Source organism: Leifsonia sp. EB41 (assembly GCF_041262565.1).
GTDB lineage: Bacteria > Actinomycetota > Actinomycetes > Actinomycetales > Microbacteriaceae > Leifsonia.
Genome location: NZ_JBGCCJ010000001.1, coordinates 2,879,265 through 2,904,421 on the forward strand (window position 1 = coordinate 2,879,265; position 25,157 = coordinate 2,904,421).

Consider the following 25,157-nt stretch of genomic DNA (forward strand, 5'->3'; position numbering starts at 1 on the left):
GACGTGGCTGAATTGAACAATCGGCGTTCTGTCCTCGCACACAGTCCATCCAATGCGAGGGCGGACGCTGATGTTGTGGTCGGCGCCTGACCGCCGGCCACTCCTAAGCTAAGACCTCGGAAGGGACCACGACATGCGCTCCGTCATCCTCGACGTCGACACCGGAAACGACGACGCCATCGCAATCATGATGGCGGCACTCAGCCCCGAGATCGAACTGCTCGGCTGTTCCACCGTTGCGGGCAACCTCACCATCGATCACACCACCGACAACACGCTCCGAGTTCTCGACTGGATCGGGCGCGGCGACGTCCCCGTCTACAAGGGGCTGAGCAAGCCGCTGACCACCAACCCGTTCGTCGTCAGCGAGAACAAGGTCTCCGTCCACCAGGACGAGCTCGATTTGCCCCGCGCAAGAGCTACAGAACAAGACCAGACGGCAGTCGAATGGCTAGTCGAGACGCTTCGCGCGCGCACCCAGCCGGTTACGTTGATCCCCACTGCGCCGCTGACCAACATCGCAACCGCCGTGACCCTGGCACCCGAGATCGTTGACGTCATCGAAGAAGTCGTGATCATGGGAGGCAGCTCCACCTACGGCAACTCAACATCGCAGGCGGAGTTCAACGTCTGGGCCGATCCGGTCGCCTCTCAGATTGTTTTCGACGCAGGATTCGAACGACTCGTCCTCGTCCCCCTCGACGCGACCCGCCACGCGACCGTATCGACTGCGCAGATCAAGCAGCTCGCCGACCTCGGCACTCCAGCCGGCATCGCCGCAGCTCGCATCCTCGATTTCTACGTCGCTGCCGAGGCAGCCGAGTACGGCGAGGCGATGGTCCACGACGCGTTGTGCGTCGCCTACGTCCTCGACCCGGAGGTCGTTACGCTCCGACACGTGCGAGTCGACTCTGACACCGTCGGATTCCACACCTACGGGCGAACCATCGTGGACCAGCGCGAACAGAGCGGTCGGCCGAAGAATGCGCACATGGGTTTCAGCGCCGACTCGGCGAAGTTCTTCGAGCTGCTCCATGCTGCTTGCGCCCTCACCGTACGCGCCCTGTAGCCAGGGTACTCCCGGCCTCACCGATTCGTCGTCGCTTTCGGTGCGGAGACGAAGTTGCCACACCAGGGGATTCTTTTCAGGCCGCAGGGGATTATCAGAATCGGCACCCCGCCAATACTGGGCTGCAGGGCACCTTAGATAGGCCCCTGGTCTGGTCAGCAAGGTTCTGCATGTATGGTTTTGTGCCCCACTAAGCGTCCACTCGGTCGGTCGCCCACGCCCCGAGCGCTGGGATCTGAGTTGCTCCCCCGAGGACATCGAGTATTAGCCGGAGTGGGTGCGACAACTCATAGCGTGCGACGCGATGGGTCAGATCTCGCCTGTTGCTATTCAGGGTTCTTCGGCGGGTGGGTAAGCGCAGCGATCTTGGCGTTGAGCTGACCGATCGTTGCGCGGTCGCGTTGTGCGTTCCGTTCGAGTTCATCGATACGGTCACGAAGGTCGGCGAAGGCCTCGGCATTCGGGTCTGGGGCCGCGTGCTCGGGTGGACGCCAGGGTGTACCCGGTGGATAGATCCGCAACTCTGGCCTGGACGCCGCAAGGGCCTGATCGTCGATAGTTCGAACTCTTACGGGCCGCTCGCTCTCGTAGTGCTCGATCAGCTCCCCGACGAGCAGAATGCCTTCCAATGCCCCCCAATACACGGCGGCGAAGATCTGCCCGCCTGGGATGAGCCCGAGGATGATGAAGCCGCCGGCGAAGATCCTGCGAATATTGTTGCGGCCCGCAGCCGTGATCGGGTCAACAGTGAAGACCTGGCGCAAAGACCCCGGCCCAGCCCAAATGAGGTTGAGCACGATGTCCGGATCGCGCAGAAGTGCCTCGACTGCATCGGGATCGTCCGCTGCGTCGGGATGGAGTACGGCGATTGAGGCGGCATCGAACGCGATTCGGAGTGCTGCCTGGGCGGCACCCAACGACCCGATTCGTGATGTCTGGACATGAAGCTCAAGCAGATAGACCCCGGCGCTACGAGGCGCTTCGGAGACGGTCAGTCCTTCGAGCGCGAAGGACGCCGAACGAGCGAGGGCACCAACGTCCTGCGCGTAGTCCATCGCAGTCATGGGTGAAACGTATACGAACACGGCTGCCGCGTCGAGATCGCGGGACTCGCACGGCTGCGCTTGTCGTTGTCCATGTTCCACGACATGGGTGGTCGCCCCGCATTTACCCCGCACATTGAAATCAATCCGACGTGATCCTAGATCGTCCTGCGCGACCGAAAGGCCCGGAAAATAGAGCGAAACTCGCTGTGGGTGCCTCCACGTGAACTAGGGGAACCTAATCGTGGTGTCGCGGGTTCGAGTCCCGCCCTCGCTACAAGACCAGTGGAAACACGGGGAACGGCGGCTGTCGAACAGCCGCCGTTTTGTCGTTGATGAGGCGATTTGCCCGCATTTTGCCCGCACTTGAAAACGCCAAGATCGGCTGCTTGTGGGCGAGTGCTAAAGCGTGATCCTTTCGTCTCCCACCCCGATTCGGACGCCGCCGGCCCGCCTTAGTAGAGAAGCAACGGATTGATCAGCACGCCCGTGGAACGGTGGATCGCCGTCGGTGCAGCGACGACCAGCGCCGTCGACCTGCCGGCCGCTGCGAGCACGCGGACCGCCGGTCCGAGCAGGCAGTTGTCGACCAGGCAGAGGCCGATTGCGTAGATGAGGTTGTGCACTTCGAGGGAGCCGGTGGGGTTGTCGCGCGCGTCGTGGAAGTCCCAGAGCACGAGGCCGGGCTCACGCGCCGCGATCCATTCCGCTCCGTCCTGGCCGATGCCCGGGCGGGTGACTGCGGCCGCGCCGCTCGGGTAGACGTTGCCTGCGGCTTCGTAGCGGTCTCGGCCCTGGTAGATGACGAGTGCGTCTCCCGCCGCCCACGCGACGCCGGTGGCCGCGAGGGCTGTGTCCAGTTCGGCGGAGGTCACCGGCTCGCCGGCGACGACCCAGTCGACGCCGCGGACGGCGGTGATGTCGAGGACGACGGCGCGGGTGGCGATGCCGTGCTGCGCCCAGTTCACCATCGTGTCCTCGTCGGTCTGTGAGTCCGATGCGGGGATAGGGCCGTGCCAGGACGCGTCGGCGCCGATGTGGGCGAGGCCGTCCATGTGGGTGTTGTGGACTCCGTGCGCGTCGTAGCGGATCACGTCGCCGCCGTGGGCATGGCGACCGTGGATTCCGACCGTGACGTCGAGCTCGACGCTGCCGTGGCCGTCGGGCAGGTCGGCGATTCCGAGCTTCTGCCATTGCGCCTTCTCGGCATCGGCGACCGCCCGACCGTCTGCGAGCCGGTCGGGGCGGGTCTCCACCTCGCGTTCGAGCGAGATCGCCCGTCCGCTCCGGACTTCGGCGACGCCGCGCAGCCGGGCCGCCTCGTCGATGAGCGCGATCGAGCCGCGGCACTGCCGGCCGTCGTCGTGGTGGGCGCCCTCGTGCGCGTCGGCGATCTGCCGCAGCCAGGGCGCCAGCGGATCGGGTCCTGCGAGTTCGGGTGCGGTCTCCTGAATTGTCATCGTCTCGTCCTCTTCGTGGTCAGCCCGCGTCGACGATCGACAGCGAGCGGCTCGGGCACACATTCACGGCTTCCCGCGCGCGCGCGGCTTCCTCGGCGGAGCCGGGCCGGGTGCGGGTGACGAGGACGATGCCGTCGTCGTCCTGGTCGAAGACGTCGGGGTCGGAGAAGACGCACTGTCCCGATCCGATGCAGGTCGCTCGATTGGCGTGGATCTCCATGGTCACCACTCCACCGGGAGCTTGTAGACCCCGTAGTTCGGCCCGAACTCCTTGAACGGGATCTCGTCGAACGGGACCGCGAGCCGGAGGGTCGGGATGCGTCGGATGATCGCGCCGAGCGCGATCTCGAGCTCGAGGCGCGCGAGGTTCTGCCCGAGGCACTGGTGGGGCCCGAAGCCGAACGCGACGTGGTTGCGCGCGCCGCGGGTGAAGTCGATCGTGTGCGGATCGGCGAAGACCTCCGGATCGCGGTTGGCGGTGTTCGACAGCGCGAACACGGCGTCGCCGGCGCTGATGGTCGTGCCGCCCACCTCGATGTCGGCCGTCGCGAGCCGCAGGCCGCCCACCTCGGCGATCGTGAAGTACCGCAGGAACTCCTCGACGGCACCGGGAAGCAGCGCCGGGTCATCCCGCAGTTGCTGCAGCAGCTCCGGCTTGTCCAGGAGGGTCGCCACGCAAAGGGAGATCATATTCGCTGTCGTCTCGTGCCCGGCGATGAGCAGCAGGAAGCCGAGACCCACGAGCTCATCGGGCGCCGCGCCCGCGGCGAGCTGCCGGCTCAGGATGTCATCGCCCGGCTCGGCGACACGCTCGGAGACCAGCCCGGCGATGTACGCCTTAAGGCTGCTCATCGCCTCCATCTTCGCCTCGACCGTGGTGTCGGCGTCGACGAAGGCAGCGCTGTTGACCTGGAAGAAGTCGTGGTCCTCGTCGGGCACGCCGAGCAGGTCGGCGATGACGACGGACGGGACGGGGAGCGAGAACGCTGCGACGAAGTCCGCGTGGTCACCGCTTGCGAGAAGGGCGTCGATGGTCTCCTCGACGATCTGCTCGATCCGCGGCCGCATCCCCGCGATCTTCTTCACGGTGAACTCGCCTATCACCCGCACGCGCTGCGCGGTGTGGTCCGGCGGGTCCATCTCGATCAGGTTCTTCAGCTTCGCCGCGGAGGTGTAACCGGCGTTCATCGGGTGGCCGGGCAGGGAGCGGTCGGAGCTGAACCGGGCGTCTCCCAGCACCGCGCGCACGTCGGCGTGCCGGGTCACGGCCCAGATGGTGGAGCCGTCCCGCCACGGGACCTGGCTCACCGGGTCCTCCTGCTGCAGCCGCAGATGTTCGGCGGGCGGGGCGTACGGGTCGACGCGTTGCGTCGAGAAGGTCGCTGTCGTCATCGAGCTCTCCTGTCGTGAACAGCCTTGGTCACTGCGCTTCGTGGTGTTAGATTTGAGAATCAACGCTTAGAAGTGCAGTCAGTGTACCCACGTCGACGACGTCGAGTCCAGCGCACTTCGACTCAGACGAGGAAGTCGAGGAAGACGAAATGGCATTTGTGGTGACGCAGGCGTGCGTGGACGTGAAAGACAAGAGCTGCATCCAGGTCTGCCCGGCGGACTGCCTGTTCGAGGGCGCCCGGATGATGTACATCAACTCCGACCAGTGCATCAACTGCGGCGCCTGTGAGGCGGTCTGCCCGACACAGGCGATCCGTTACGACGATGAACTGGATGGAGACGAAGAGCAGTTCGTGGCGATCAACGATCAGTTCTTCGAGGGCATCGACATCTCGAAGGGCGGCCGCAAGTCCGGGATGATCGACCACGACGCGGAGTTCGTCGCTCAGCTGCCGAAGGGCTGAACGCGCTGACGACGGAAAGGGCCCGGCGAGGAGATCTCGCCGGGCCCTTTCGCATTGCGTGCGTGAATTTTTGAGCGCGAAAGCTCAAATCCGATTGACACGACGGATTCTGTGCCGCACACTGTTCCTGTTATAAGGATCGCATGTTCCTTATAAAAGAACAAATGCTCCGAAGGTGGAGCGGCACCACGGTTCATCCCTTATCGCCTCGTCGGCCCTGACCGACCCTCAATGTGGAGAGTGGCAAGACATGACCTCAACCCTGACGACTGAGCCCGCGGTGCGCGGGCGTCGTCCTCTCGGCTATGTGATCGCCGTCCTGATGCTGGTGGCCATCGTCAGCTCGTTCGAGTCGACGATGATGTACACGGCGCTTCCGAGTCTCATGAAGGACTTCAACACCGACGCGAGCACCGCAAGCTGGGTGCTCACCGGCTTCCTGCTGGTCGGCGCCGCGTCCGCGGCCATCAGCGGCCGGCTCGGCGACATCTTCGGCCGCAAGCGCGTCCTCATCATCCTGCTGATCGCGTCGCTGGCGGGATCGATCATCAGCCTGCTCTCCCACGACATCCTCGGTGTGATCGCCGGTCGTGCCGTCCAGGGTCTCGCGGGCGGCCTTCTGCCGCTCTGCTTCGGCATCATCCGCGAGGCGGTCGCCGAGAAGTCGCTGTCCATCGCGATCTCCCTCGTCGCAGGAACCGCGATGCTCGCCGGCGCTGCGGGCAACATCGTCGCCGGCAACATCGTCGACACCCTCGGGTGGCACTACATCTTCGTGTTCGCCGCCGTCCTGGCGGTCGTGACCACGGCCGGAGCGCTGTTCCTGCAGGGCACCAGGCCCGACGGTCCCCGTGACCGGATCGACTGGCTCGGCGGCATCCTCTTCGCCCCCGGCCTCGGACTCGTGCTGCTCGGCATCAACGCCGCGCAGGGCGTGGGCTGGGCGTCTCCGATCGTCATCGGGTCCATCGGCGTCGGCCTCATCGTCCTCGCGGGGTGGGTGTTCTGGGAGGTGCGTCACCCGAAGCCGATGGTCAATGTCCGACTGTTCGCGAAGCGGAACTTCGGCCTGACGATGCTGGCCGGGGCGCTGCTCGGCATCCCGCTCGGCATCTCGGGCTTCATGGGGCAGCTCATCATGCAGTACCCGACCCAGGCCCCCGTCGGGTTCGGGATCTCGGCTGGCACCGCCGGAACCGTCTCGTTCTGCATCGGTCTTTTCGGCTTCGCGCTCTCGCCCCTGAGCGGACGGATCGCCCGTCACGGCCGCGCGCGGACCTCGCTGATCATCGGCGCCTCCGCCGGAGTGATCGCCGCGATCCTCACGGCGCTGTCGGCGGCGGTCTGGGACTCCTTCCCCGGCTTCGTGATCAGTCAGATCGTGCTCACCGTCTCGACCGCCTTCGTGCTGTCGTCGCTGCCGATGCTCGTCGTGGAGACCGCTCCCGCCGCCAACACGGGTGAGGCGACGGGAATGTACACCGTCGTCCAGACCGCGTTCTCCGGTGTCGGAACCGCAGTCGGAGTGTCCATCCTTGCGGCGTTCACCTTGCCCGGAGCGCACTTCAGTTCCGCGGGCGGCTACATCGCGGCGTTCGTCCTGGTCGCGGTGCTGTGCCTGGTGGCGCTGTTCATCGCCTTCGCGCTGCGGGTGAACCGGACCGTCGAGCCCGGGATCGGGTTCGACGCGGTCGCGGCCGAGGGCGGCCCGGCCTCCGCCTCCGCCGAGGCGACCGCCGCGGCCAACGAGCCGACTGCCACGCACTGACCCCCTCTGCCGGCGGCGCCCGCGGAATCGGGCGCCGCCGGCCCGAAACAAAGGAGCACCCATGACGGACTACTTCGGCTACGCAGGAAAGACGGTCGTCGTGACCGGCGCCGCGTCGGGAATGGGCCGTGCCCTGACCGAGATCCTGGTCGACCTCGGAGCGGACGTCCATGCGCTCGACCGCGTCGAGTCCCCCGTCGCCGGTGTCGCGACCTCGATCATCGCCGACCTCGGCGACAAGGCGTCGATCGATGCGGCCTTCGCGGAGCTCCCGACGCGCATCGACGCGTTCTTCGGGGTCGCCGGGATCTCCGGTGTGCACAACTCGTTCCTCGAGACCGTGACCGTGAACTTCATCGCCAACAAGTACGTGACAGACACATACCTCGTCGACCGCGTCGCGCAGGGCGGTTCGATCACCTTCGTGACCTCGAACGGCGGAGTGCGCTGGGAGACGCCGGCCATTCGCGAGGAGCTCGTCCCGTTCGCCCGCGGCGACTGGGACGACGTCGTCCGTGTCGCCACGGAGCTCGAAGCGGAGTTCGGGAGCATTCCCGGGTCGCTCGGCTACATCCTGTCCAAGCGACTGCTGAACTACTGGGTCGCCGAGCAGGTCGCCCCGCTCGCCGACCTCCGCAAGATCCGGATCAACGCGGTGCTGCCGGCGATGACCGTCTCCGGGATGCTCCCCGAGTTCGCCGAGATGAAGGGCGGCAGGGACGTCGTCGAAGCCGAGGTCGGCCCTGCCGGACGCCTCGCCGAGTCGGTCGACATGGCGCGCGTGCTGGCGTTCCTCGGGAGCGACCTCGCCGGATACGTCTCCGGCGTGCACCTGTCCGTCGACTACGGCATGAACGGGCTGGAGGTCGCGGGCCTGCGCCCCGACCGGCTGAGCTGGACCCTCCGCAGCGTGCTCGCGCGCCAGGCGGCCTGAGCCGCCACTCCGACCGGGTCCGCGGCGGCCGCCGCGGACCACGCACCACAACGAAAATGAGGAGAGACACGTGACCGACGTGCTCACGGTCCGCGAGACCGCCATCAGCCTGCAGCACCCGGACCGGGTGTACATCGACGGCCGCTGGGTCGTCCCTGCCGGCAACTCCACCCTCGACGTCATCGACTCGACCACCGAGGAGACCTTCTTCCGCGTCGGGGAGACCACCCCGCAGGACATGGACGCCGCCATCGCCGCCGCCCGGCGGGCGTTCGACCACTCGCCGTGGCCGTTCCTGGAGCCCCGCGAGCGTGCCCACTACCTGCGCGGAATCGCCGCGGGCCTCCGGGCACGCGCGGAGGAGGCCGCCACGTTCTGGACGCGCCAGACCGGCCCGACGTTCCGGATGGCACTCGGCTCGATCTCCCGTGTCCCCGCACTCTTCGAGTACTACGCGGATCTCGCCGACACCTACCCGTGGGCGACCCAGGATTCGCCCGAGTTCGCGGCCTTCGGCGCCGTGGTCAACGAGCCGGTGGGGGTCGTCGGCGCCATCGTCCCGTGGAACACCCCGCTCTCGCTCGCCGCGTACAAGATCGCGCCCGCACTGCTCGCCGGCTGCACCGTGGTCCTCAAGGCGCCGCCGGAGGCTCCGGGTGAGCTCTACATCCTGGCCGAGATCGCCGACGAGATCGGCCTCCCCGCCGGTGTGCTCAATGTCGTGAACGGGCACAGGAACGTCTCGGAGCAGCTCGTCCGCGATCCCCGCGTCGACAAGATCGCCTTCACGGGCTCGAGCGCCGTCGGACGCCACATCGCCTCCGTGGCCGGAGGGCGTCTCGCCCGCTACACGCTCGAGCTCGGCGGCAAGTCCGCTGCAGTGGTGCTCGACGACTACGACCTCGCGGCAGCCGCTGCGGCCGTCTCGCAGCAGGAATGTTCCATCAACGGTCAGGTCTGCATGTCGCTCACCCGGGTCATCGTGACCCGCTCCCGCCACGATGAGCTCGTGGAGGCGCTCGCCTCGACCTTTGGCTCGGTCACCGTCGGCGACCCGTTCGACCCCGAGACGCAGCTCGGCCCGCTCGCGCTCGCGAAGCAGCAGCGGAGCGTCCTCGATTACATCCAGAAGGGTGTCGCCGAAGGAGCGGACCTCGTCACGGGAGGGAAGCGTCCCGCGCACCTCGAGCGTGGCTGGTTCGTCGAGCCGACGGTCTTCGGAAACGTCGACAACCGGTCCACGATCGCCCAGGAGGAGCTGTTCGGTCCGGTGATCTCGGTCATCCCGGCCGACAACGAGGAGCACGCGATCGAGCTCGCGAACGACACCCAGTACGGCCTCAACAACGCGGTGTTCACGAACGACGTCGATCGCGCCTACCAGGTCGCGCGTCGGCTGCGCTCAGGCACGGTCGGCCACAACGGATTCAAGACCGACACCCGGATGGGCTTCGGCGGCTTCAAGCAGTCCGGTGTCGGCCGCGAGGGCGGCATCCAAGGCGTCGCGCCGTACCTGGAGTCGAAGACCGTCCTGCTGGACGGCGCTCCGAGCGTCTTCCAGTGAGGCACGGGAGGCCCCGGCGCATCCTGCGCTGGGGCCTCCGCGGCCAGAGTGCTTGACGCCGGATCGCGCAACAGCGAAGATATTTGTACCGTATTACGGCACAAGCGTTCGATAGAACGAAACAGCCGAGAGGAACCGCACACGATGACCACCGTCGAGACCACCCCCACCGAGGTCGACTTCTTCACCGATCCCGATGTCGCAGCGAAGGCCGAGCCCTGGTTCGACTACATGATCGCGAACCACCCCGTCTTCCGCGAGCCGAAGTACGGCGTCGTGATCGTCACCGGCTACGAGGAAGCCCTGCAGGTCTACCACCAGCCGGACGTGTACTCCTCGATCAACCGCACCGGCGGCCCCGTGGTCGACCTCCCGGTCGAGCTCGTCGGCGACGACATCGGCGAGCTCCTCGAGAAGCACCGCGACTACTTCACGAATAACGATCAGATCGTCACGTTCGACCCGCCGGTGCACACCGACCACCGCGCGATCCTCATGGGACTCATCACCCCGAAGCGTCTCAAGGAGAACGAGCAGTTCCTCAAGGACACCGCTGACCGCTTCCTCAACGAGATCCTGCCGAAGGGCGAGTGCGAGTTCATCTGGGACTACTGCAAGGGCTACACGATCCTCGCGGTCGCCGACCTGCTCGGCGTCCCGGTCGAAGACCACCCGATGCTGCTGGAGCTTCTGGCCACTCAGCCCGGGCCGGTGCTCGGGAACCTCGAGCTGCAGTCCAACCACCACGCCGGTATCGAGCGTCTCTACGACTATTTCGTCGCCCGCATCGAGGAGCGCAGGCGCGAGCCCCGCGAGGACGTCTTGACCGGGATGGCCCTTGCCACCTTCCCCGACGGCAGCCTCCCAGAGCCCATCGAGGTCGCCCGGATCGCGTCGAACCTGTTCGCCGCCGGCCAGGAGACGACCGTCCAGCTCATGGGGATCACCATGCAGCGCATCGCGGCCGACGCCGAACTGCAGGAGCGACTGCGTCGCGACTTCTCGCTCATCCCGAAGTTCATCGAGGAGACCCTCCGCGTCGAGGCGCCGATCAAGGGCTCCTTCCGCCTGACCAAGCGCGCCACCGAGCTCGGCGGGCTCGACCTGCCGCCGGGAACCGTCGTGATGCTGCTCCACGGAGCGGCCGGGCGCGACGGCCGGGTCTTCGACGACCCCACGCGCTTCGACCCGGAGCGGCCGAACGCCCGCCAGCACCTCGCCTTCGGTCGTGGCATTCACACCTGCCCCGGCGCCCCGCTCGCGCGTGCCGAGGCCGTCTTCTCCATCCAGCGGATCCTCGAGCGCACCTCGAGCATCACGATCGACGACCGCAGGCACGGCCCGGAGGACGCCCGCGAGTGGGACCTCATCCGCAGCTACAAGTTCCGCGGCCACACCCATCTGTACCTGCGTTACGACGAGGCGGAGCCGGTCCGATGACGGAGCATCTGACCATCGACAGGGACCGCTGCATGGGCTCCGGACAGTGCACGTTCTACGCGCCCAACACCTTCGATTTGGACGACCTCAGCATCGCGATCGTCACGGACGAGCACGGCGACACCGACGAGAACATCCAGCAGGCGATCGACGTCTGCCCGACGCGCTCCATCGCGCGGGCGCTCGCTGCAGCGGCGGGAGCAGCCGAATGAGCGACACGACACTGGTCGAGGAGACGGAGCTTCCGCTGCCGATCGCCGATCTCGAGTCCGACGGCCTCCTCGCGGAGTTCGCCGAGGGCCCGCGGCTGGTCGGAACGCGCTGCGACGCCTGCGGCCAGCTGATGATCGGCTCCCGGATCGTCTGCAGCACCTGCGTCGGGACGGACGTCACCCGGGTCGCGCTGCCGACCGCCGGCGTGCTCTACTCGTTCACCCGCCTGCACGTGGGCGGCGACGGGGTGCGTCCCCTCGGTTATGTCGACCTGGACGGCGACGTGCGCACGCTCGCCGACCTGCGCGAGAACAAGGTCCCCCTCCGGCCCGGGATGGACGTCCGGCTCGCCGTCGACGGCGACGCCTGGTTCTTCACGCCCATCACCTCCGATTGAGGAAGAGGACACTCCATGTCTGAGAACGTTTTCGTCATCTCCGCGGCCATGGTGCCGTTCGGCAAGCATCGCTCGTCCTCGTACGTCGGGCTCGCCGTGCCGCCGCTCATCGCCGCGCTGCGCAATGCCGGCGTCGACAAGTCCGACGTGGACGCCGTCTGGGTCGGCCACTCCTACGGCGGCATGATGACCGGGCAGCGCATCTGCAAGGAGATCGGTCTCGGCGCCGTGCCCACTGTGAACGTCGACAACGCGTGCTCCAGCGGCGCCACGGCCGTCCACGAAGCCTGGGAGGCGATCTCGCAGGGCCTCATCGACGTCGCCGTCGTCATCGGGGTCGAGAAGCTGACGCAGTTCGGCGGAGGGACCCTCCCGCTGTCGCCGGAGGACCGCGAGGTCAAGCAGGGGATCGTGATGCCGGCCGTCTACGCGATGCGCGCGACCCGCTACCTCTACGAGACCGAGGCGACGGAGGAGGATCTCGCGCTGGTCAGTGTGAAGGCGCGCAAGCACGGCGCTCTGAACCCCTATGCGCAGTTCCGCACGGAGGTCACGGTCCCGGAGGTCCTCGCCGCACGCCCCGTAGCCGACCCGTTGACCCTGCTGATGTGCTGCCCGACGGGGGACGGCGCCGCCGTCGTCGTACTCGCGTCCGAGCGCGCCCGCGCACGCCTGGGAGCGCGGGGGATGCGCGTCGCCGCGTCGGTCCTGCACTCCGGCACGGTGGCAGAGGGCTTCCGCGACATGACCAGCCCCGAGATCAGCGCCCACTCCGCGCATGACGCCTACGAGGCCGCGGGCATCGGCCCGAAGGACCTCGACATGATCGAGCTGCACGACGCGTTCTCGATCGCAGAGCTCGTCTACTACGAGACCTTCGGCCTGGCCGAGCGCGGCCACGGGATCGACCTCATCCGCGACGGCCGCACCACCTTCGGCGGGGACGTCGTGGTCAACCCGAGCGGCGGCCTGCTCGCCAAGGGCCACCCGGTCGGCGCCAGCGGCGTCGCCCAGATCGCGGAGGCGTTCTGGCAGCTCACCGGCACGGCCGGCGCCCGCCAGATCGACGACGCACGCTGGGCGATGACCCACGTGACCGGCGGCGGCACCGCCGGCCTCGACCACGGAGCGTGCACGGTCCATCTCTTCGAGGCGGCATGAGCGCGCAGCAGAGGCCACCGCTCGACGGGGTCAGGGTCATCGACCTGACGACCTTTTTGTCGGGCCCGTCGGCGACGCAGCTCCTGGGAGACCTCGGCGCGGACGTCATCAAGGTGGAGGCGATCGGCGGGGACTCCAGCCGAGCGATCGCCGGGCCGGAGCTCGACGGCGACAGCGCGTATTTCCTGGCGAACAATCGCAACAAGCGCAGCATTGCCATCGATCTGAAATCGCCGGAGGGCCTTGAGATCGCACGACGACTGATCGGCGGAGCCGATGTCGTGATCGAGAACTTCCGCCCGGGCGTCACGACACGCCTCGGACTCGACCCGGCCGAGGTGCTGGCCGCCCAGCCGTCACTGGTGTGGGCGTCGATCAGCGGATTCGGTCAGGAGGGGCCGCTGCGCGACCGCCCTGCCTACGACATGGTCGTGCAGGCCCTGAGCGGCGTGATGAGTCTCAACGGGCACGCCGGCAGCCCCGCGGCGCGGTTGGGTATCCCGGCCGGGGACGTCGTGGCCGGCTTGTATGCCGTGATCGGCATACTCGCCGCCTTGCATGCGCGAGCCGAGAGCGGCGTCGGGCGGATCGTGGACGTCTCGATGCTCCGCGGACAGCTCGCGATGCTGTCGTATCAGGCGCTGTACACCAGCCTCACGGGCGTCGCGCCGGGCCCGCAGGGCGCTGCGCACGACTCCATCGCGACCTACCGGTCGTTCCGGGCGGGCGACGGCCGCGAGTTCGTCGTGACGGCCAATACGCCGCGCATGTGGGAGGACCTCTGCCGGGTCCTCGGGGTGCCAGAGTTGATCGACGACGAGCGCTTCATCGATGCGGCCGCGCGACTGCGCAACAGGGACTCGCTCTGGGCGCTCCTGGAAGCGCAGGTCGACCTCCGCCCGGCGGCCGAGTGGATCGATGAGCTCGCGGCGGCCTCCGTGCCCGTCGCGCCGGTCAAGAACGTGCTGGAGGCACTGTCCGACGCCCGCGCGGCAGACGACGGCTCGTTGTTGACCGTGTCGGGCGACGACGCGTCCTTCGAGAACGTGGCCACGCCGATCCGCTTCGTCGCGACCCACGCCGTCGAGCCGACGTATCCGCCGGCGCTCGGCGCCGACACCCGTCGCCTGCTGAACGAACTGGGCTATTCCGACCAGGACGTCGACGGTCTGAGCGCGGAGGGCGTGGTCGTCTCGCAGTCGGTCGTCGTCGGCGCACGCTGACGACGACTGGATCAGCGGGGCGAGACGGGAAGCCGCAGTCCGGACAGACCGCGCGCTTTGACCACGAGTGATCCGGCGAGCTCTGCAAAGGCCACGGCCGCTGGATCGCCGGGCCGGTCGACGACCACGGGGAGGCCGCTGTCGCCTCCCGCGCGCAGCGCCGTGCTGAACGGGATCGAGGCGATCGCCGGAACGGTCTCGGCTCCGTCGGAGAGCCGCAGCGCGACGGCGTGACCGCCGCCGGAGCCGAACGGCTCGAAGGCGCTCCCGTCCGCCAGCACGGTCGGCGACATGGTCTCGACCACCCCGATCACCTGCTGGCCCAGCGTCCGGGCGAGGAGGCCGGTGCGCACAGCGACACCGGCCGCCGCGGGTTGCGGGGTCGTCACGACGAGGACCTCCGCGTGGGGCAGAAGGTGCCCGATCGAGATCGCCGCGTCGCCGGTCCCCGGCGGCATGTCGATGAGCAGCACGTCCAGGTCGCCGAAGAAGACCTCGCCGAGGAACTGCTCGAGGGTGCGGTGCAGCATCGGCCCGCGCCAGGAGACAGGCGCATCCTCGGCGCCCGGGCGGAGGAACATGCCGATGGACACGGTCTTGACACCGTGCGCGACAGGAGGCAGCACAAGTTCGTCGACCCGGGTCGGCCGGAGCGCGTGCCCCTCCGCATCGAGCAGTCCCAGCAGCCCCGGGATGGAGAAGCCATGGACGTCGGCGTCGATCAGCCCGACGCGCAAGCCGCGCGCGGCGAACGCGACGGCGAGGTTGGCCGTGACGGTCGACTTGCCGACTCCGCCCTTCCCGCTGGTCACGGCGATCACCCGGGTGAGGGAGTCGGCGGTGAACGGGCTCTGCGCCGGCGCGCGGCCGCCGCGGAGGCGCGCTGTCAAAGCCGCGCGCTGCTCGTCCGTCATAACGCCCACATCGACCTTCACGCCAGTGACGCCGGGAACGGCCGCGGCCGCGTCGTGGACCTCCTGCTCGATCCGTCGGGCCATCGGGCAGCCGGCGATCGTCAGCAGCAGTCCCACGGCGGCGACACCCTCAGCTATCACGACGTCGCGGATCATCCCGAGCTCGCCGAGCGGACGGCGCAACTCCGGGTCCGTGACCGCGCCGACCGCGTCACTCACAGCCTCCACGAGGCCCCGCAGGTGGGTGATGCTGTCAGACACCAGCGCGCGCTCCGACGAGCTCGGCGCCCGCCGCGGCACGCAGTAGGTCGTCGCGGCGATGCAGCTTCACGCGCTCGCGACCGGCCGCCTCGCCTTCGGCGATCTCGGCCGCCTCGATGTCCCGCCACGCCCGCCAGTCGACGACCTCGACCCCGCGGGAGCGCAGCAGCGCGTCGACGGCCGCGGCATCCGTGCCGCGAGGGCCGCGGTCGCGGCCGGCGAAGTCCTCGAGGATCGAGGTGACGGTCTCCAGCGCGCACTTGCGGTTGGTGCCGACGACGCCGTTCGGGCCGCGTTTGATCCAGCCGGCGACGTAGACGCCGGGCACGACCTCGTCGCCGTCCACGACGCGAGAGTCCCGGTGCGGGATGGTGCCGGTGCGATCGTCGAACGGAAGCCCGGCGAAAGGCTCGCCGAGGTAGCCGACCGAGCGGAGGGCGAGGTCGACGTCGAGGACCTCGCTCTTCGAAGGGTCGCTGGTCCTGACGAGGCGGAGCCCGGTGACCTTCTCGTCGCCGAGGAACTCCGCGGGCGTGCGGTCGAAGATGAAGCGGATCCGTTTCGCGCGCCCGAGCGAGCCGCGCTCTGCGGCCTTCTGGAAGGTCGCGAACAGCCGGCGCGCGGCCGGGTCGCTGTCGAGCTGCGCCTGCTGGGAGGCATCCAGCACCAGGTCGGCCGGATCGATCAGCACGTCGGTCGACTCGACCTCCAGCAGCTCGATGAACTCCTTGTTGGTGAAGCGCGCGAACGCGGGCCCCCGCCGGCCGATGACGACGACCTCGTCGATCGTGCTCTCGGAGAAGGCGGTGACGATGTGCTCCGGGATGTCGGTCCGCCGGAGGTCCTCGGTCTCGCGCACGAGCATTCGCGCAGCGTCGAGCGCCACGTTGCCGAGGCCGACGACGACGGCGCGCGTTCCGTCGAGGATGAAGGCGTCCGGGTCCTGGTCCGGGTGCCCCTGATACCAGGAGACGAACTCGCGGACCGCGCTGACCCCGGAGAGGTCCTCGCCGGGGATCCCCAGCCGGCGGTCGAGCGGGGCGCCGTTGGCGAAGACGACCGCGTCGTAGTGGCTGCGCAGCTCGTCGATGCCCAGATCGGCGCCGATGCGCACGTTCCCGAGAAACCGGAGCCCGGGCGTCTCTTCGAAGACGTCGGCGAACGACGTGGTGATGGACTTCACGCGGGGATGGTCGGGCGCGACGCCGTAGCGCACGAGCCCGAACGGGGTGGGCAGGCGGTCGAACACGTCGACCTCGACGGGAGCCTCGGACTCCTCGGTGAGTAGTTGCGCGGTGTACGCGCCGGACGGTCCGGAGCCGATGACGGCGACACGATTGACGGACATGGTGTTCAGGCCTCTCCTCGCGGGGGCAACGCCGCGACCAGCTCGACGTCGAAATGGATCTTTCCGGCCTTGCGACCGCTCTTCGGGGTCTCGACCTCGGCGAAGAACCGCTCGTTCAGCTCGAGGAACTGCTCCTGGTCGTCGGGCAGCTCGGCCTCGTAGTAGACGGCGTCGACGGGACAGGCCGTGACGCAGGCGCCGCAGTCGATGCAGAGCTCCGGATTGATGTAGGTCATCCGGCCGCCCTCGAAGATGCAGTCCGCGGGGCATTCCTGCATGCAGCTCTTGTCCTGGACATCGACGCAGGCTTCCGTCACGACGTAGACCATGGCTCGCTCCTCTCGCTCTCTCCGCGTGACTTCAGGCGGCGCGCTCGCGCAGCGAGTCGACGATGGAATCCGGGGTCCCGCCCGTCATCAGCTGTCGGCGGATCTGGTTCAACGCGCGCACCCAGTTGACGGTGACCGCCCCGCACGCCTTGCCGTTCTCGTCGGAGTGGATCACGGCGACGCGGCCGTCCGCTTCGAGGTCCCCCACGAGCACAGACGTGCCGGCGGGGTCGCGCCAGCCGACGGTGTGGATCTTCCAGTCGTACTGATCGGACCAGACGTAGTCGGAGGGCTCGTAGGCCGCACTGACGCCATGGACGATCGCGCCCGCCACGTACCGGGCCTGATCGCTCGCGTTCGTCCAGTGCTCGGCGCGGATGCCTCCGCGCCCCGGGTGCGGCCAGCGGGCGACGTCGCCGATGGCGTAGACGTCCGCCACTCCGAGCGCACGCAGGTACTGGTCGGTCATCACGCCGTTGTCGAGCAGCAGTCCGGACCCCGCGAGCCAGTCGATGTTCGGGATGGTCCCGATGCCCACGACCGCCGTGGAGGCCGCAAGCTCAGTGCCGTCGGCGAGGACGACCGTCAGGGCGCCCGCCTCGCCCGTGATGTCGACGACGCCGACACCGAAGCGCGTGGCCGCGCCGTTGCGCTCGTGAAGGTCGGTGATGATCCCCGCGATCTCGGGACCGACGAGTCGGGCCATCGGCTCCGGCACCGGGTCCACCACGGTCACCGGGCAGCCGTAGCCGACGGCCGCGGCCGCGATCTCCGTCCCGATGAACCCGCCGCCGACCACGACGATCGGCTCCTGGAGCGCGAGGCGCCCGGCGATCGCACGGGCGTCGTCGAGGGTGCGCAGCTGCACGACACCCGAGGCGGGGCGCCAGGGGGACGGCCGAGCGGAGGCTCCGGTGGCGATGACGAGGACGTCGTAGCCGATGGTCGTACCGTCCGCGAGGGTCAGGGTCCGTGCCGTGGTGTCGACGGCGGTCGCAGCGACGCCGAGCCGGACGTCCGCCTCCAGCGCGTCGAGCTCGGCCCGGGTGAGCAGCCGGAAACCTTCGACGGTCTCATCGGCCCAGTCGGATCTGAGGAGGTCCTTCGACAGCGGCGGCCGGTCGTAGGGCAGCTCGGACTCGGCGCCGATCAGAGTGATCGGCCCGCTGTGCCCGGAGGAACGGAGATTCTGCACGGTGCGCGTGCCGGCGAGGGAAGCGCCGACGACGACGACGTGACGGGTGGCGCCGGAGTCGCTCATGATCTGAATCCTTACTTCGTGTCGGTCACCGTTGAACGGAACACGTGCTCGCTATAACGCAACACCAGTATCGACGGCGCCGCCTGCGCTGTCAACTGCGGGAGAGCGGGCGCGACGGATCGACGGGCGCGACGAATCGCCCCGGGAGCTCGAGTGGGAAGGTGTGGGACGACCGTCAGCGGTCGCCGCGTCGCCCCTGGATGTTGGTCGTGATCTCCGCGGCGGCCTGGCGGACCTGGAAGGCGAGCGACTCCGTTGCGCCGGCGTCGTAGCGCGCCTCGGGGATCGACACGCCCGCTGCGCCGATGACCTCTCCCGACGGCCCGAAGACCGGGGCCGCGATCGCGACGGCGCCCTCGATGCGCTCGCCGTGGGTGATCGCGTAGCCCTCCTTGCGGACGGTCTCCAGGCGCTCGAGCACCTTCTCGGGCTCGATGACGGTGCGCTCGGTGAGCGGTTCGAGCGGCCCGGCGGCGACCTCGCGTCGCACCGCGTCGGGAAGGTACGCGAAGATCGCCAACCCGCTGGCGCCGCCGTGCAGCGGCAGCCACTGCTGCAGGGGCAGGGCGTAGCGGAGGGGATGCGGCGACTCGATCGAGAGGGTGAACATCATCTCGCGGCGCTGTTCGCTGTACAGCGAGAAGAACGCCGACTCGCCGGTCTGCTCGACGAGGCGGCGGAGCACGCCCTCGGAGAGGTCGTGGACCGGATACCGGCTGGTCGTGAGCCAGGCCAGCCGCAGGAACTCGAGCCCGAGCCGATAGGACGTCCCGCTCTCGGCGCGGCGGACGAGTCCGAGGCGCTCCAGGTCGGTCACGAGCCGGTGCGCTGTGCTCGGGCTCACGCCGAGGCGCCCGGCGAGTTCGCGGACACCGTGGGTGTCCTGCTTGCTCTCGATCATGTACGTGAGCAGTTCGACGCCTCGGGCCAGCGGCTGGCGGCGGCGGCCGACTTCTTCGGCGTCGCTCTCGACCGCGTCCTTGACCATGCTCATCGTCCATCCGTTCATCGGCGCGGGGCGTGCGGTGCCCCGGCTTGACATTCATCCGCTTGCAGGCAATCCTATTGGCGTCGCCCAACAGAACAAATGTTCCGTTGAACACGATACTAGCTGCGGACCGTCTGCGACCCTCATCGACGAGCGGTGGGTGCGGGCCCGGGTCTTCGATGGAGAGGAAACACGCCATGTCGTCAGCAGAGCCTGCGGTCGCCACCCTGGAGACCCCCGACTCCCACCCGAAGAGAGTCGCGGTCGTCACCGGGGCCGCAGCCGGCATCGGGCGGTCCATCGCCGAGCGCCTCGCAGCAGACGGTTACGCGGTCGCCCTCATCGGCCGCACGCCGGGAACCGCGGCCGCCGCCGCGAGCGAGATCGCCGCGACCGGCGGCACGGCCGCCGGCTACGACGCCGACGTCGCCGACCGTGCGCAGGTGGACGCCGCCGTCGCGGCGATCCGCGCGGAGCTCGGCCCGATCGCGGTCGTCGTCGCCAATGCGGCGGTCGCCCCGCAGCAGGCGTTCCTCGAGATGACGCTCGAGCAATGGAACACGATCATCGACATCAACCTGACCGGCACGTTCAACACCGTGCAGTCGTGCCTGCCCGACCTGGTCGAGGCCGGTTGGGGTCGCGTGGTGCTGATCTCCTCGTCGAGCGCGCAGCGCGGCGCCCCGAAGATGGCGCACTACGCGGCCTCCAAGGGCGGCCAGCTGGCGCTGACGAAGGCGCTCGCCGTGGAGTTCGCGCGCACCGGTATCACTGTCAACACCGTCGTGCCGTCCTCCATCGACACCCCGAGCGTCGAGAAGAAGCGCGCGGACGGCAAGATTCCGTCGGCCGAGGACATGGCCAAGTACATCCCCGTCGGCCGGATGGGGACGGGCGCCGACATCGCCGGTGCTGTCTCCTACCTCGCCTCCGACGACACCTCCTACGTGACCGGCCAGACGATCGGCGTCAACGGCGGATCCTTCATCGGCTGAACGGAGCCAAACGACATGACCGACACCATCAAGACCTCGACCCCTCGGGTCCCGCCCCGCGCCACCGAGGACTGGACGGACGACGTCGACGACGCGTTCGCCGCCCTCCGGGCGCACGCTCCCGGAGAGGGCACGACCAACGAGCCCGCTGCACGGCCCAAGGCGAACATCCTCGGCATCTACGCCTGGCACCCGGCGTTCATCCGCGGCTGGTTGCCCTTCTCGAACCACCTGCGCCACTCGACGCTGTCGGACCGACACCGCGAGATCGCGATCCTGCGGACCACCTGGCTGGGCTACGGCGAGTACGAATGGGCGCAGCACGTCTGGATGAGCACCGCCGGCGGCGCCCTGACCGAGGCCGAGGTCGCAGCGCTGTCCGAGGGCCCGGACGCCGAGCTCTGGTCCGCCGAGGACGCGGCGGTCGTGCGCGCGATCGACGAGATGCTCACCGGCGACAAGCTCGTGTCGGATGCCACGTGGAGCGAGCTCGAAGCGCAGTTCGAGCGCAACCAGCTCATCGACTTCGTCTTCACGGTCGGCACCTACGAGATGCACTGCACGGCCTTCCGCAACCTCGGCCTGGAGCTGGAGGACGGGATGACCGGGTTCCCCGCCGACCACCGGCCACCCGCGGGACGATGAACGCCGTGACGGCGTCGGGCGCCGGGGAGCTGCGTTGGGCCGTGCGGGAGTCCCTGCTCGGCTACGTGACCCGGATCGCCCGCGGCACGTGCGAGGTGTCCGGCGGCGCGTCGGAAGGCGACGGGGGCGTCTTCGCCTTCCCTCTCCGGAGCGCGGTGCAGGAGGGTCCGGACTGGCGGCTGTCGTTCGCCGGATCCGTCCGCCTGCAGGCGCACCACGGGCTCATGGACATCTTGATCGCCGATCCGGAGATCGTCGTCGGTCCCGACGGCGGGGTGCTGGCCACGCACCTCGCCGACCAGCCGGACGGGCTCCTGGCCGTCGTCGCCCTCGACGCCGCCGAGGCTGAGGCCGACGCTGCGGACCTGACGTGGACCGGAGTGCCCACTCACCTCGCGCCGGCTGCGGTCGACCTTTTCGGAACCGTGTATCCCGCAGGCGAGGAAATGGCCCCCATCGAGATGCGGATCACGATAGATTCTTAATCATGTCTCAATCCGCACCGGATAGGGTGCCGCCCGTCCTTGCACCGCGACCCTCCGGAGAGCGCGGAAACCTGCGCGGAGAGGCCACCAGGCAGCTCATCCTCGACGCGGCGGAGCGGCTCTTCGCCGAGCACGGGATTTCAGCAGTTCCGCTGAGAGACATCGGAATCGAGGCAGGCCAGCGCAACCACGCCGTCGTCCAGTACCACTTCGGCGACCGCGACGGCCTGGTCAAGGCGCTGATGGAGTCCCGCGGCGCCGAGAGCGAGGCCGTGCGCACCGAGGTCGTCGCCGGGCTGATGGCGCGCGGTGAGGTCCCGCAGGTCTCGGACGTGGTGAGCGCCTTCGTACGGCCTCTCGCCATCCACATCCAGCCCGACAACCACTACCTGGCGTTCCTCTCGCTCCTCATCACCGAGGAGGGCGGCTACGAGGGACTCGTGGGCGTCCACACTGGCGCGTCCGTCATCACCCTGCGGGCGCTGCTCAACCGGTTGATCCCCGAGATCCCGGCGCCCGTGCTGGAGGAGCGCTGGTGGGTCACGCTCACCAGCGCCGTCCACACGCTCGCCCGTTACCAGGCTGCGCAGCAGAAGCGCGCCCAGCTCGCGCGGATGGACATCCTGATCGACGACCTCATCGCATACCTGAGCGCAGGACTGATCGCGCCGCTGGTGCCGGGCGACCCCCGCGCCTAGTAGCCTCAGCCGGCCAGGTGCGCCATGAAACGTGACGCCCAGTCGTTGAGGCTGGCGGGCACGTAGTAGCCGTCGCGGTCGTTGATCTCGTCCCAGTGGCCGGCGACCTCCTCGACGGTCGGCTCGCCGTCCGAGAGCCAGCCAGGAGTGATGCCGAGGAACCAGCGCGAGAAGCGCTTGGCGCCGGCGACGAGGATCTCACCGTTGACCGGGCACGACTCGTGCGAGAGGTACGCGACCATCGGGGAGACGAGGCCGGTCTCCATCGCCTGCGCCCGAGCCGGATCGAGCGGGGCGGACGTGACGATGTTGGGCTTCGTCGCCGTCTCGCTGGGCCGGGTGATCGCGTTCGGTGCGATGGCGTTCACGAGGATGTTCTGCGGGCCGCCGGCGACCGCGAGGCTGCGCGTGAATCCGATCAGCGCGCCCTTCGCCGTGGCGTAGGCCAGGTTGTCTGCGAGCCCGAGCATTCCCGTCGAGACCGTGGTGATGACGCGTCCGTATCCCTGCTCCTGGAAGTGCGGCCAGGCCGCACGCGTGGTGTGCCAGGTGCCGCGCAGGTGCACGTCGAGCGTGCGCTCGAGGTTGTCGGCGTCGGCCTCCGGGAAGGTCGCCCAGCGCGAGATGCCGGCGTTGTTCACGACGATGTCGATGCGGCCGAACTCCCGGATCGCCGTCGCGACGAGCTCGTGGCAGTTCGCCTCGATTCCGACATCGCTGGTGTCGGCCACGGCTTCGCCGCCCGCGGCGACGATCTCGGCGACGACATCGTTCGCCGGCCCGTGGTCGCTGCCCACGCCCTCCTTGGAGCCGCCGAAGTCGTTCACGACGACCTTCGCTCCCCGGGAGGCGAGCAGCAGAGCGTGTGCGCGGCCGAGGCCTCGGCCGGCGCCGGTGACGAGGGCGACCCGTCCGTCGAATCGGAGGTCGGCTGGTGCGTTCATCATTCTCCCTTGAAGTGAAGTGTCGACCCGATTTGATCACAGGTACTGATTTTGCGCAACGCGCTCACGGCTGATCTGCCCTGCAATATCAGCACTTCTTGTCAGTTTTGAGCGATTGTGCTTAGATTAACGAACGCCGATGCGATGACGCTCGGCCGAGGACGAGAAGCGGGAGCAAGTCGCATGACGAGCAGGAGTGACAGCGAAGTCGACGTCGAGGTACTGGTGATCGGTGCCGGAGTGGTGGGTATCTACGCCCTCTACCGAGCGCTCCAGGCAGGATTCACCGCGCAGACGCTGGAGGCCGGCGACGACGTGGGCGGCGTCTGGTACTGGAACCGCTACCCGGCCGCACGCTTCGACTCCGAGAGCTACACCTACGGCTACCTCTTCTCGAAGGAGCTCTTCGACGACTGGAAGTGGGAGGAGGAGTTCGCCACCCAGCCCGAGATCGAGCGCTACCTCAACCACGTCGTCGATCGCTTCGCACTGCGCGACCACATCCGCACCGGACAGCGGGTCGTGTCCGCCACCTGGGACGAGGACGGCACCCGCTGGGTGGTCACCACCGGCAAGGGTGAGACCGTCCGGGCCCGCTGGGTGATCTCGGCCACCGGCGGCCTGTCCGTCCCGCACTACCCCGAGGTGGAGGGCATCGACGACTTCCAGGGCGAGGGCCACCACACGGGAGCCTGGCCGCACACGCCGCTTGACTTCACGGGCAAGCGGGTCGCGATCATCGGCAACGGCCCGAGCGGCGCCCAGATCCTGCCCGCGATCGTCGACATCGTCGAGCAGGTCGACCTGTACCAGCGCACCCCCACCTGGACGACACCGCTGAACAACGCACCGATGACCGACGAGAAGCGCGCCTGGCTCAGCGAGAACTTCGACCAGGTCGTGCACACCCTGAGCACCAGCCCCTCCGGCTTCCTGCACGCACCCGCCGGCAAGGTCTCGACCGAGGACTCTCCGGAGGAGCGCCAGGCGTTCTACGAGGAGATCTGGAAGGCGCCCGGCTTCGGCAAGCTCACGTCGAACTACTACGACATGACGACGAACCGCGAGACCAACCTCGAGTTCTGCGCGTTCCTCGCCGACAAGATCCGCGGCATCGTGAAGGATCCCGTCACGGCGGAGCGTCTCATCCCCAAGGACCACCTGTTCGGCGCGAAGCGGCCTCCCTTCATACACAACTACTACGAGTCGTTCAACAAGCCGAACGCCTCGTTGATCGCGCTCCGCGAGACCCCGATCGTGCGCATCGACGCCAACGGGATCGAGACCAGCGAGGGCCACCGGGACTACGACATCATCGTCTACGCCACCGGGTTCGACTTCGGCACGGGAGCGCTTACCCGGATGGGCGTCCGCGGACGTGACGGCCTCGACCTCAGCACCGACTGGGAGGACGGGCCGTTCGACTTCGGGGGTTTCGCAGCTCACCGCCTCCCGAACTTCTTCTTCCCCGGCGGCCCGCACGGCGCCGGCGGAGGCAACTACCCGCGCTACTCGCAGGACCAGGTCGACTGGGTCGCCGACACCATCGAGTACGCACGGGACAACGGGTTCGACCGCTTCGAGCCGACCGCCGAGCAGGAGGAGGGCTGGATGACCATGGTGGAGACCCTGGCGCCGCGCTCGATCTTCTCCGCCGAGCACAGCCACTACTACGGCGCGAACGTGCAGGGGAAGGTCCGCAAGTTCCTGCTCAACCCCGGCGGCCGGCCGAAGCTCCACGAGATCCTCGACGAGATGACGTCGACGCCGGACTTCGGCGGCGCGCTGTCGGGCGCGCTCGAAAGCGTGAGCGCCTGATGGCCGCGCGGGAGGCGCTCATCGCGCTGGTCAACCCGGTCGACGGCCGGGACGAGGAGTTCCGCTCCTGGTACTGGGACGTCCACGTGCCGGCGGTTCTGCAGCTGCCCGGATTCGTCGGCGCGCGTGTCCTCCGGCTCGCGGAGGAGCCCGGTGGGGCGGCGCCGTTCCGCTACGGCACGATCTACGAGATCGACGGCTCGGCCGTGGACGCGCGGAACCGGATGTTCGGCGCGGGGCTGGGAATGAGCGACACGATGGACCTGAGCGCGATGATCGTCGCTCCGTACGTTCAGCGCGACGACGAGAGCGGCCGCGCGCTCTGAGCGAGCGACACTGACGA

26 protein-coding genes are annotated in these 25,157 nt (G+C 68.4%); 16 read left to right on the forward strand and 10 right to left on the reverse strand.

Features of this window, described 5'->3' with window-relative positions; all coding sequences use genetic code 11:
- Positions 1-133 precede the first annotated feature (133 nt).
- Positions 134-1,069: a nucleoside hydrolase gene (locus ABH923_RS14290; RefSeq protein WP_370056044.1), complete on the forward strand. Its 936-nt coding sequence runs from the start codon at positions 134-136 to the stop codon at positions 1,067-1,069.
- Between the two features lie 326 nt (positions 1,070-1,395).
- On the opposite strand, the gene ABH923_RS14295 is transcribed toward ABH923_RS14290, so the two are convergent.
- From ABH923_RS14295 to ABH923_RS14310, 4 genes are all read right to left on the reverse strand, one after another.
- The gene (locus ABH923_RS14295) at positions 1,396-2,133 is read right to left on the reverse strand and encodes a hypothetical protein (RefSeq protein WP_370056046.1); all 738 of its coding nucleotides are present in this window, start codon (positions 2,131-2,133) and stop codon (positions 1,396-1,398) included.
- A gap of 434 nt (positions 2,134-2,567) precedes the next feature.
- Entirely contained in the window at positions 2,568-3,572 is a 1,005-nt protein-coding gene (locus tag ABH923_RS14300) for a cyclase family protein (protein WP_370056048.1), read from the reverse strand.
- Positions 3,573-3,591: 19 nt separating this feature from the next.
- On the reverse strand, positions 3,592-3,792 hold the full coding sequence (locus tag ABH923_RS14305) for a 4Fe-4S domain-containing protein (protein WP_370056049.1): 201 nt from the start codon (positions 3,790-3,792) through the stop codon (positions 3,592-3,594).
- Positions 3,793-3,794: 2 nt separating this feature from the next.
- The gene (locus ABH923_RS14310) at positions 3,795-4,964 is read right to left on the reverse strand and encodes a cytochrome P450 (protein WP_370056050.1); all 1,170 of its coding nucleotides are present in this window, start codon (positions 4,962-4,964) and stop codon (positions 3,795-3,797) included.
- A 149-nt stretch (positions 4,965-5,113) separates the two neighbouring features.
- Between ABH923_RS14310 and fdxA (ABH923_RS14315) the strand changes: the two genes are divergently transcribed.
- The 9 genes from fdxA (ABH923_RS14315) (at position 5,114) to ABH923_RS14355 (ending at position 14,128) form a co-directional block, all read left to right on the forward strand.
- Positions 5,114-5,428 (forward strand): ferredoxin, encoded by a 315-nt coding sequence (gene fdxA / locus ABH923_RS14315; protein ID WP_370056051.1) that lies wholly within the window; start codon positions 5,114-5,116, stop codon positions 5,426-5,428.
- A 250-nt stretch (positions 5,429-5,678) separates the two neighbouring features.
- The gene (locus tag ABH923_RS14320; protein ID WP_370056052.1) at positions 5,679-7,196 is read left to right on the forward strand and encodes an MFS transporter; all 1,518 of its coding nucleotides are present in this window, start codon (positions 5,679-5,681) and stop codon (positions 7,194-7,196) included.
- A 61-nt stretch (positions 7,197-7,257) separates the two neighbouring features.
- Positions 7,258-8,130 carry an SDR family oxidoreductase gene (locus ABH923_RS14325; RefSeq protein ID WP_370056053.1) on the forward strand — a complete coding sequence of 291 codons (873 nt, stop codon included), beginning with the start codon at positions 7,258-7,260 and terminating at the stop codon, positions 8,128-8,130.
- A 70-nt stretch (positions 8,131-8,200) separates the two neighbouring features.
- Positions 8,201-9,694, forward strand: a complete 1,494-nt coding sequence (locus ABH923_RS14330; protein ID WP_370056055.1) for an aldehyde dehydrogenase — start codon at positions 8,201-8,203, stop codon at positions 9,692-9,694.
- Positions 9,695-9,838: 144 nt separating this feature from the next.
- Positions 9,839-11,134, forward strand: a complete 1,296-nt coding sequence (locus ABH923_RS14335) for a cytochrome P450 (protein ID WP_370056056.1) — start codon at positions 9,839-9,841, stop codon at positions 11,132-11,134.
- The gene (locus ABH923_RS14340) at positions 11,131-11,346 is read left to right on the forward strand and encodes a ferredoxin (protein ID WP_370056057.1); all 216 of its coding nucleotides are present in this window, start codon (positions 11,131-11,133) and stop codon (positions 11,344-11,346) included. Before ABH923_RS14335 ends, ABH923_RS14340 begins: the two co-directional genes overlap by 4 nt.
- On the forward strand, positions 11,343-11,744 hold the full coding sequence (locus ABH923_RS14345) for a Zn-ribbon domain-containing OB-fold protein (protein ID WP_370056058.1): 402 nt from the start codon (positions 11,343-11,345) through the stop codon (positions 11,742-11,744). The genes ABH923_RS14340 and ABH923_RS14345 overlap by 4 nt, the downstream gene beginning before the upstream one ends.
- 15 nt (positions 11,745-11,759) lie before the next feature.
- Positions 11,760-12,905, forward strand: a complete 1,146-nt coding sequence (locus ABH923_RS14350) for a thiolase family protein (RefSeq protein ID WP_370056059.1) — start codon at positions 11,760-11,762, stop codon at positions 12,903-12,905.
- Positions 12,902-14,128: a CaiB/BaiF CoA transferase family protein gene (locus ABH923_RS14355; RefSeq protein ID WP_370056060.1), complete on the forward strand. Its 1,227-nt coding sequence runs from the start codon at positions 12,902-12,904 to the stop codon at positions 14,126-14,128. Before ABH923_RS14350 ends, ABH923_RS14355 begins: the two co-directional genes overlap by 4 nt.
- An 11-nt stretch (positions 14,129-14,139) precedes the next feature.
- Here ABH923_RS14355 and ABH923_RS14360 read toward each other — a convergent pair whose 3' ends face one another.
- From ABH923_RS14360 to ABH923_RS14380, 5 genes are all read right to left on the reverse strand, one after another.
- The gene (locus ABH923_RS14360; protein ID WP_370056061.1) at positions 14,140-15,303 is read right to left on the reverse strand and encodes an Mrp/NBP35 family ATP-binding protein; all 1,164 of its coding nucleotides are present in this window, start codon (positions 15,301-15,303) and stop codon (positions 14,140-14,142) included.
- Complete coding sequence (locus ABH923_RS14365) at positions 15,296-16,651, reverse strand: FAD-dependent oxidoreductase (RefSeq protein ID WP_370056062.1); 1,356 nt, start codon at positions 16,649-16,651, stop codon at positions 15,296-15,298. Before ABH923_RS14365 ends, ABH923_RS14360 begins: the two co-directional genes overlap by 8 nt.
- 5 nt (positions 16,652-16,656) lie before the next feature.
- Positions 16,657-16,980 carry a ferredoxin gene (fdxA, locus tag ABH923_RS14370; RefSeq protein WP_370056063.1) on the reverse strand — a complete coding sequence of 108 codons (324 nt, stop codon included), beginning with the start codon at positions 16,978-16,980 and terminating at the stop codon, positions 16,657-16,659.
- A 31-nt stretch (positions 16,981-17,011) separates the two neighbouring features.
- Positions 17,012-18,241: an NAD(P)/FAD-dependent oxidoreductase gene (locus ABH923_RS14375; protein ID WP_370056064.1), complete on the reverse strand. Its 1,230-nt coding sequence runs from the start codon at positions 18,239-18,241 to the stop codon at positions 17,012-17,014.
- 175 nt (positions 18,242-18,416) lie between these two features.
- Positions 18,417-19,235: an IclR family transcriptional regulator gene (locus ABH923_RS14380; protein WP_370056065.1), complete on the reverse strand. Its 819-nt coding sequence runs from the start codon at positions 19,233-19,235 to the stop codon at positions 18,417-18,419.
- A gap of 191 nt (positions 19,236-19,426) precedes the next feature.
- Here ABH923_RS14380 and ABH923_RS14385 point away from each other — a divergent pair, with 191 nt between their 5' ends.
- Genes ABH923_RS14385 through ABH923_RS14400 form a run of 4 tightly spaced genes read left to right on the forward strand, consistent with a single transcriptional unit; the run spans position 19,427 to position 22,052 of the window.
- The gene (locus ABH923_RS14385; RefSeq protein WP_370056067.1) at positions 19,427-20,224 is read left to right on the forward strand and encodes an SDR family oxidoreductase; all 798 of its coding nucleotides are present in this window, start codon (positions 19,427-19,429) and stop codon (positions 20,222-20,224) included.
- 15 nt (positions 20,225-20,239) lie between these two features.
- Positions 20,240-20,869 (forward strand): carboxymuconolactone decarboxylase family protein, encoded by a 630-nt coding sequence (locus tag ABH923_RS14390; RefSeq protein WP_370056068.1) that lies wholly within the window; start codon positions 20,240-20,242, stop codon positions 20,867-20,869.
- 5 nt (positions 20,870-20,874) lie between these two features.
- Positions 20,875-21,354: an HtaA domain-containing protein gene (locus ABH923_RS14395; RefSeq protein WP_370056069.1), complete on the forward strand. Its 480-nt coding sequence runs from the start codon at positions 20,875-20,877 to the stop codon at positions 21,352-21,354.
- Between the two features lie 2 nt (positions 21,355-21,356).
- Positions 21,357-22,052 carry a TetR family transcriptional regulator gene (locus ABH923_RS14400; protein ID WP_370056070.1) on the forward strand — a complete coding sequence of 232 codons (696 nt, stop codon included), beginning with the start codon at positions 21,357-21,359 and terminating at the stop codon, positions 22,050-22,052.
- A gap of 5 nt (positions 22,053-22,057) precedes the next feature.
- Here the strand turns inward: ABH923_RS14400 and ABH923_RS14405 are convergent, their stop codons facing one another.
- On the reverse strand, positions 22,058-22,996 hold the full coding sequence (locus ABH923_RS14405; protein WP_370056071.1) for an SDR family NAD(P)-dependent oxidoreductase: 939 nt from the start codon (positions 22,994-22,996) through the stop codon (positions 22,058-22,060).
- 183 nt (positions 22,997-23,179) lie between these two features.
- Here ABH923_RS14405 and ABH923_RS14410 point away from each other — a divergent pair, with 183 nt between their 5' ends.
- Both ABH923_RS14410 and ABH923_RS14415 read left to right on the forward strand, forming a co-directional pair.
- Positions 23,180-24,814: a flavin-containing monooxygenase gene (locus ABH923_RS14410; RefSeq protein ID WP_370056072.1), complete on the forward strand. Its 1,635-nt coding sequence runs from the start codon at positions 23,180-23,182 to the stop codon at positions 24,812-24,814.
- On the forward strand, positions 24,814-25,140 hold the full coding sequence (locus ABH923_RS14415; RefSeq protein ID WP_370056073.1) for a hypothetical protein: 327 nt from the start codon (positions 24,814-24,816) through the stop codon (positions 25,138-25,140). The genes ABH923_RS14410 and ABH923_RS14415 overlap by 1 nt, the downstream gene beginning before the upstream one ends.
- Positions 25,141-25,157 lie beyond the last annotated feature (17 nt).

Bases quoted from the DNA above. Each gene is read 5' to 3' on its own strand.
- ABH923_RS14290 (WP_370056044.1), top strand. From the start codon at position 134: ATGCGCTCCGTCATCCTCGACGTCGACACCGGAAACGACGACGCCATC.
- ABH923_RS14295 (WP_370056046.1), bottom strand. From the start codon at position 2,133: ATGACTGCGATGGACTACGCGCAGGACGTTGGTGCCCTCGCTCGTTCG.
- ABH923_RS14300 (WP_370056048.1), bottom strand. From the start codon at position 3,572: ATGACAATTCAGGAGACCGCACCCGAACTCGCAGGACCCGATCCGCTG.
- ABH923_RS14305 (WP_370056049.1), bottom strand. From the start codon at position 3,792: ATGGAGATCCACGCCAATCGAGCGACCTGCATCGGATCGGGACAGTGC.
- ABH923_RS14310 (WP_370056050.1), bottom strand. From the start codon at position 4,964: ATGACGACAGCGACCTTCTCGACGCAACGCGTCGACCCGTACGCCCCG.
- fdxA (WP_370056051.1), top strand. From the start codon at position 5,114: ATGGCATTTGTGGTGACGCAGGCGTGCGTGGACGTGAAAGACAAGAGC.
- ABH923_RS14320 (WP_370056052.1), top strand. From the start codon at position 5,679: ATGACCTCAACCCTGACGACTGAGCCCGCGGTGCGCGGGCGTCGTCCT.
- ABH923_RS14325 (WP_370056053.1), top strand. From the start codon at position 7,258: ATGACGGACTACTTCGGCTACGCAGGAAAGACGGTCGTCGTGACCGGC.
- ABH923_RS14335 (WP_370056056.1), top strand. From the start codon at position 9,839: ATGACCACCGTCGAGACCACCCCCACCGAGGTCGACTTCTTCACCGAT.
- ABH923_RS14340 (WP_370056057.1), top strand. From the start codon at position 11,131: ATGACGGAGCATCTGACCATCGACAGGGACCGCTGCATGGGCTCCGGA.
- ABH923_RS14345 (WP_370056058.1), top strand. From the start codon at position 11,343: ATGAGCGACACGACACTGGTCGAGGAGACGGAGCTTCCGCTGCCGATC.
- ABH923_RS14350 (WP_370056059.1), top strand. From the start codon at position 11,760: ATGTCTGAGAACGTTTTCGTCATCTCCGCGGCCATGGTGCCGTTCGGC.
- ABH923_RS14355 (WP_370056060.1), top strand. From the start codon at position 12,902: ATGAGCGCGCAGCAGAGGCCACCGCTCGACGGGGTCAGGGTCATCGAC.
- ABH923_RS14365 (WP_370056062.1), bottom strand. From the start codon at position 16,651: ATGTCCGTCAATCGTGTCGCCGTCATCGGCTCCGGACCGTCCGGCGCG.
- fdxA (WP_370056063.1), bottom strand. From the start codon at position 16,980: ATGGTCTACGTCGTGACGGAAGCCTGCGTCGATGTCCAGGACAAGAGC.
- ABH923_RS14375 (WP_370056064.1), bottom strand. From the start codon at position 18,241: ATGAGCGACTCCGGCGCCACCCGTCACGTCGTCGTCGTCGGCGCTTCC.
- ABH923_RS14380 (WP_370056065.1), bottom strand. From the start codon at position 19,235: ATGAGCATGGTCAAGGACGCGGTCGAGAGCGACGCCGAAGAAGTCGGC.
- ABH923_RS14385 (WP_370056067.1), top strand. From the start codon at position 19,427: ATGTCGTCAGCAGAGCCTGCGGTCGCCACCCTGGAGACCCCCGACTCC.
- ABH923_RS14390 (WP_370056068.1), top strand. From the start codon at position 20,240: ATGACCGACACCATCAAGACCTCGACCCCTCGGGTCCCGCCCCGCGCC.
- ABH923_RS14400 (WP_370056070.1), top strand. From the start codon at position 21,357: ATGTCTCAATCCGCACCGGATAGGGTGCCGCCCGTCCTTGCACCGCGA.
- ABH923_RS14405 (WP_370056071.1), bottom strand. From the start codon at position 22,996: ATGAACGCACCAGCCGACCTCCGATTCGACGGACGGGTCGCCCTCGTC.
- ABH923_RS14410 (WP_370056072.1), top strand. From the start codon at position 23,180: ATGACGAGCAGGAGTGACAGCGAAGTCGACGTCGAGGTACTGGTGATC.
- ABH923_RS14415 (WP_370056073.1), top strand. From the start codon at position 24,814: ATGGCCGCGCGGGAGGCGCTCATCGCGCTGGTCAACCCGGTCGACGGC.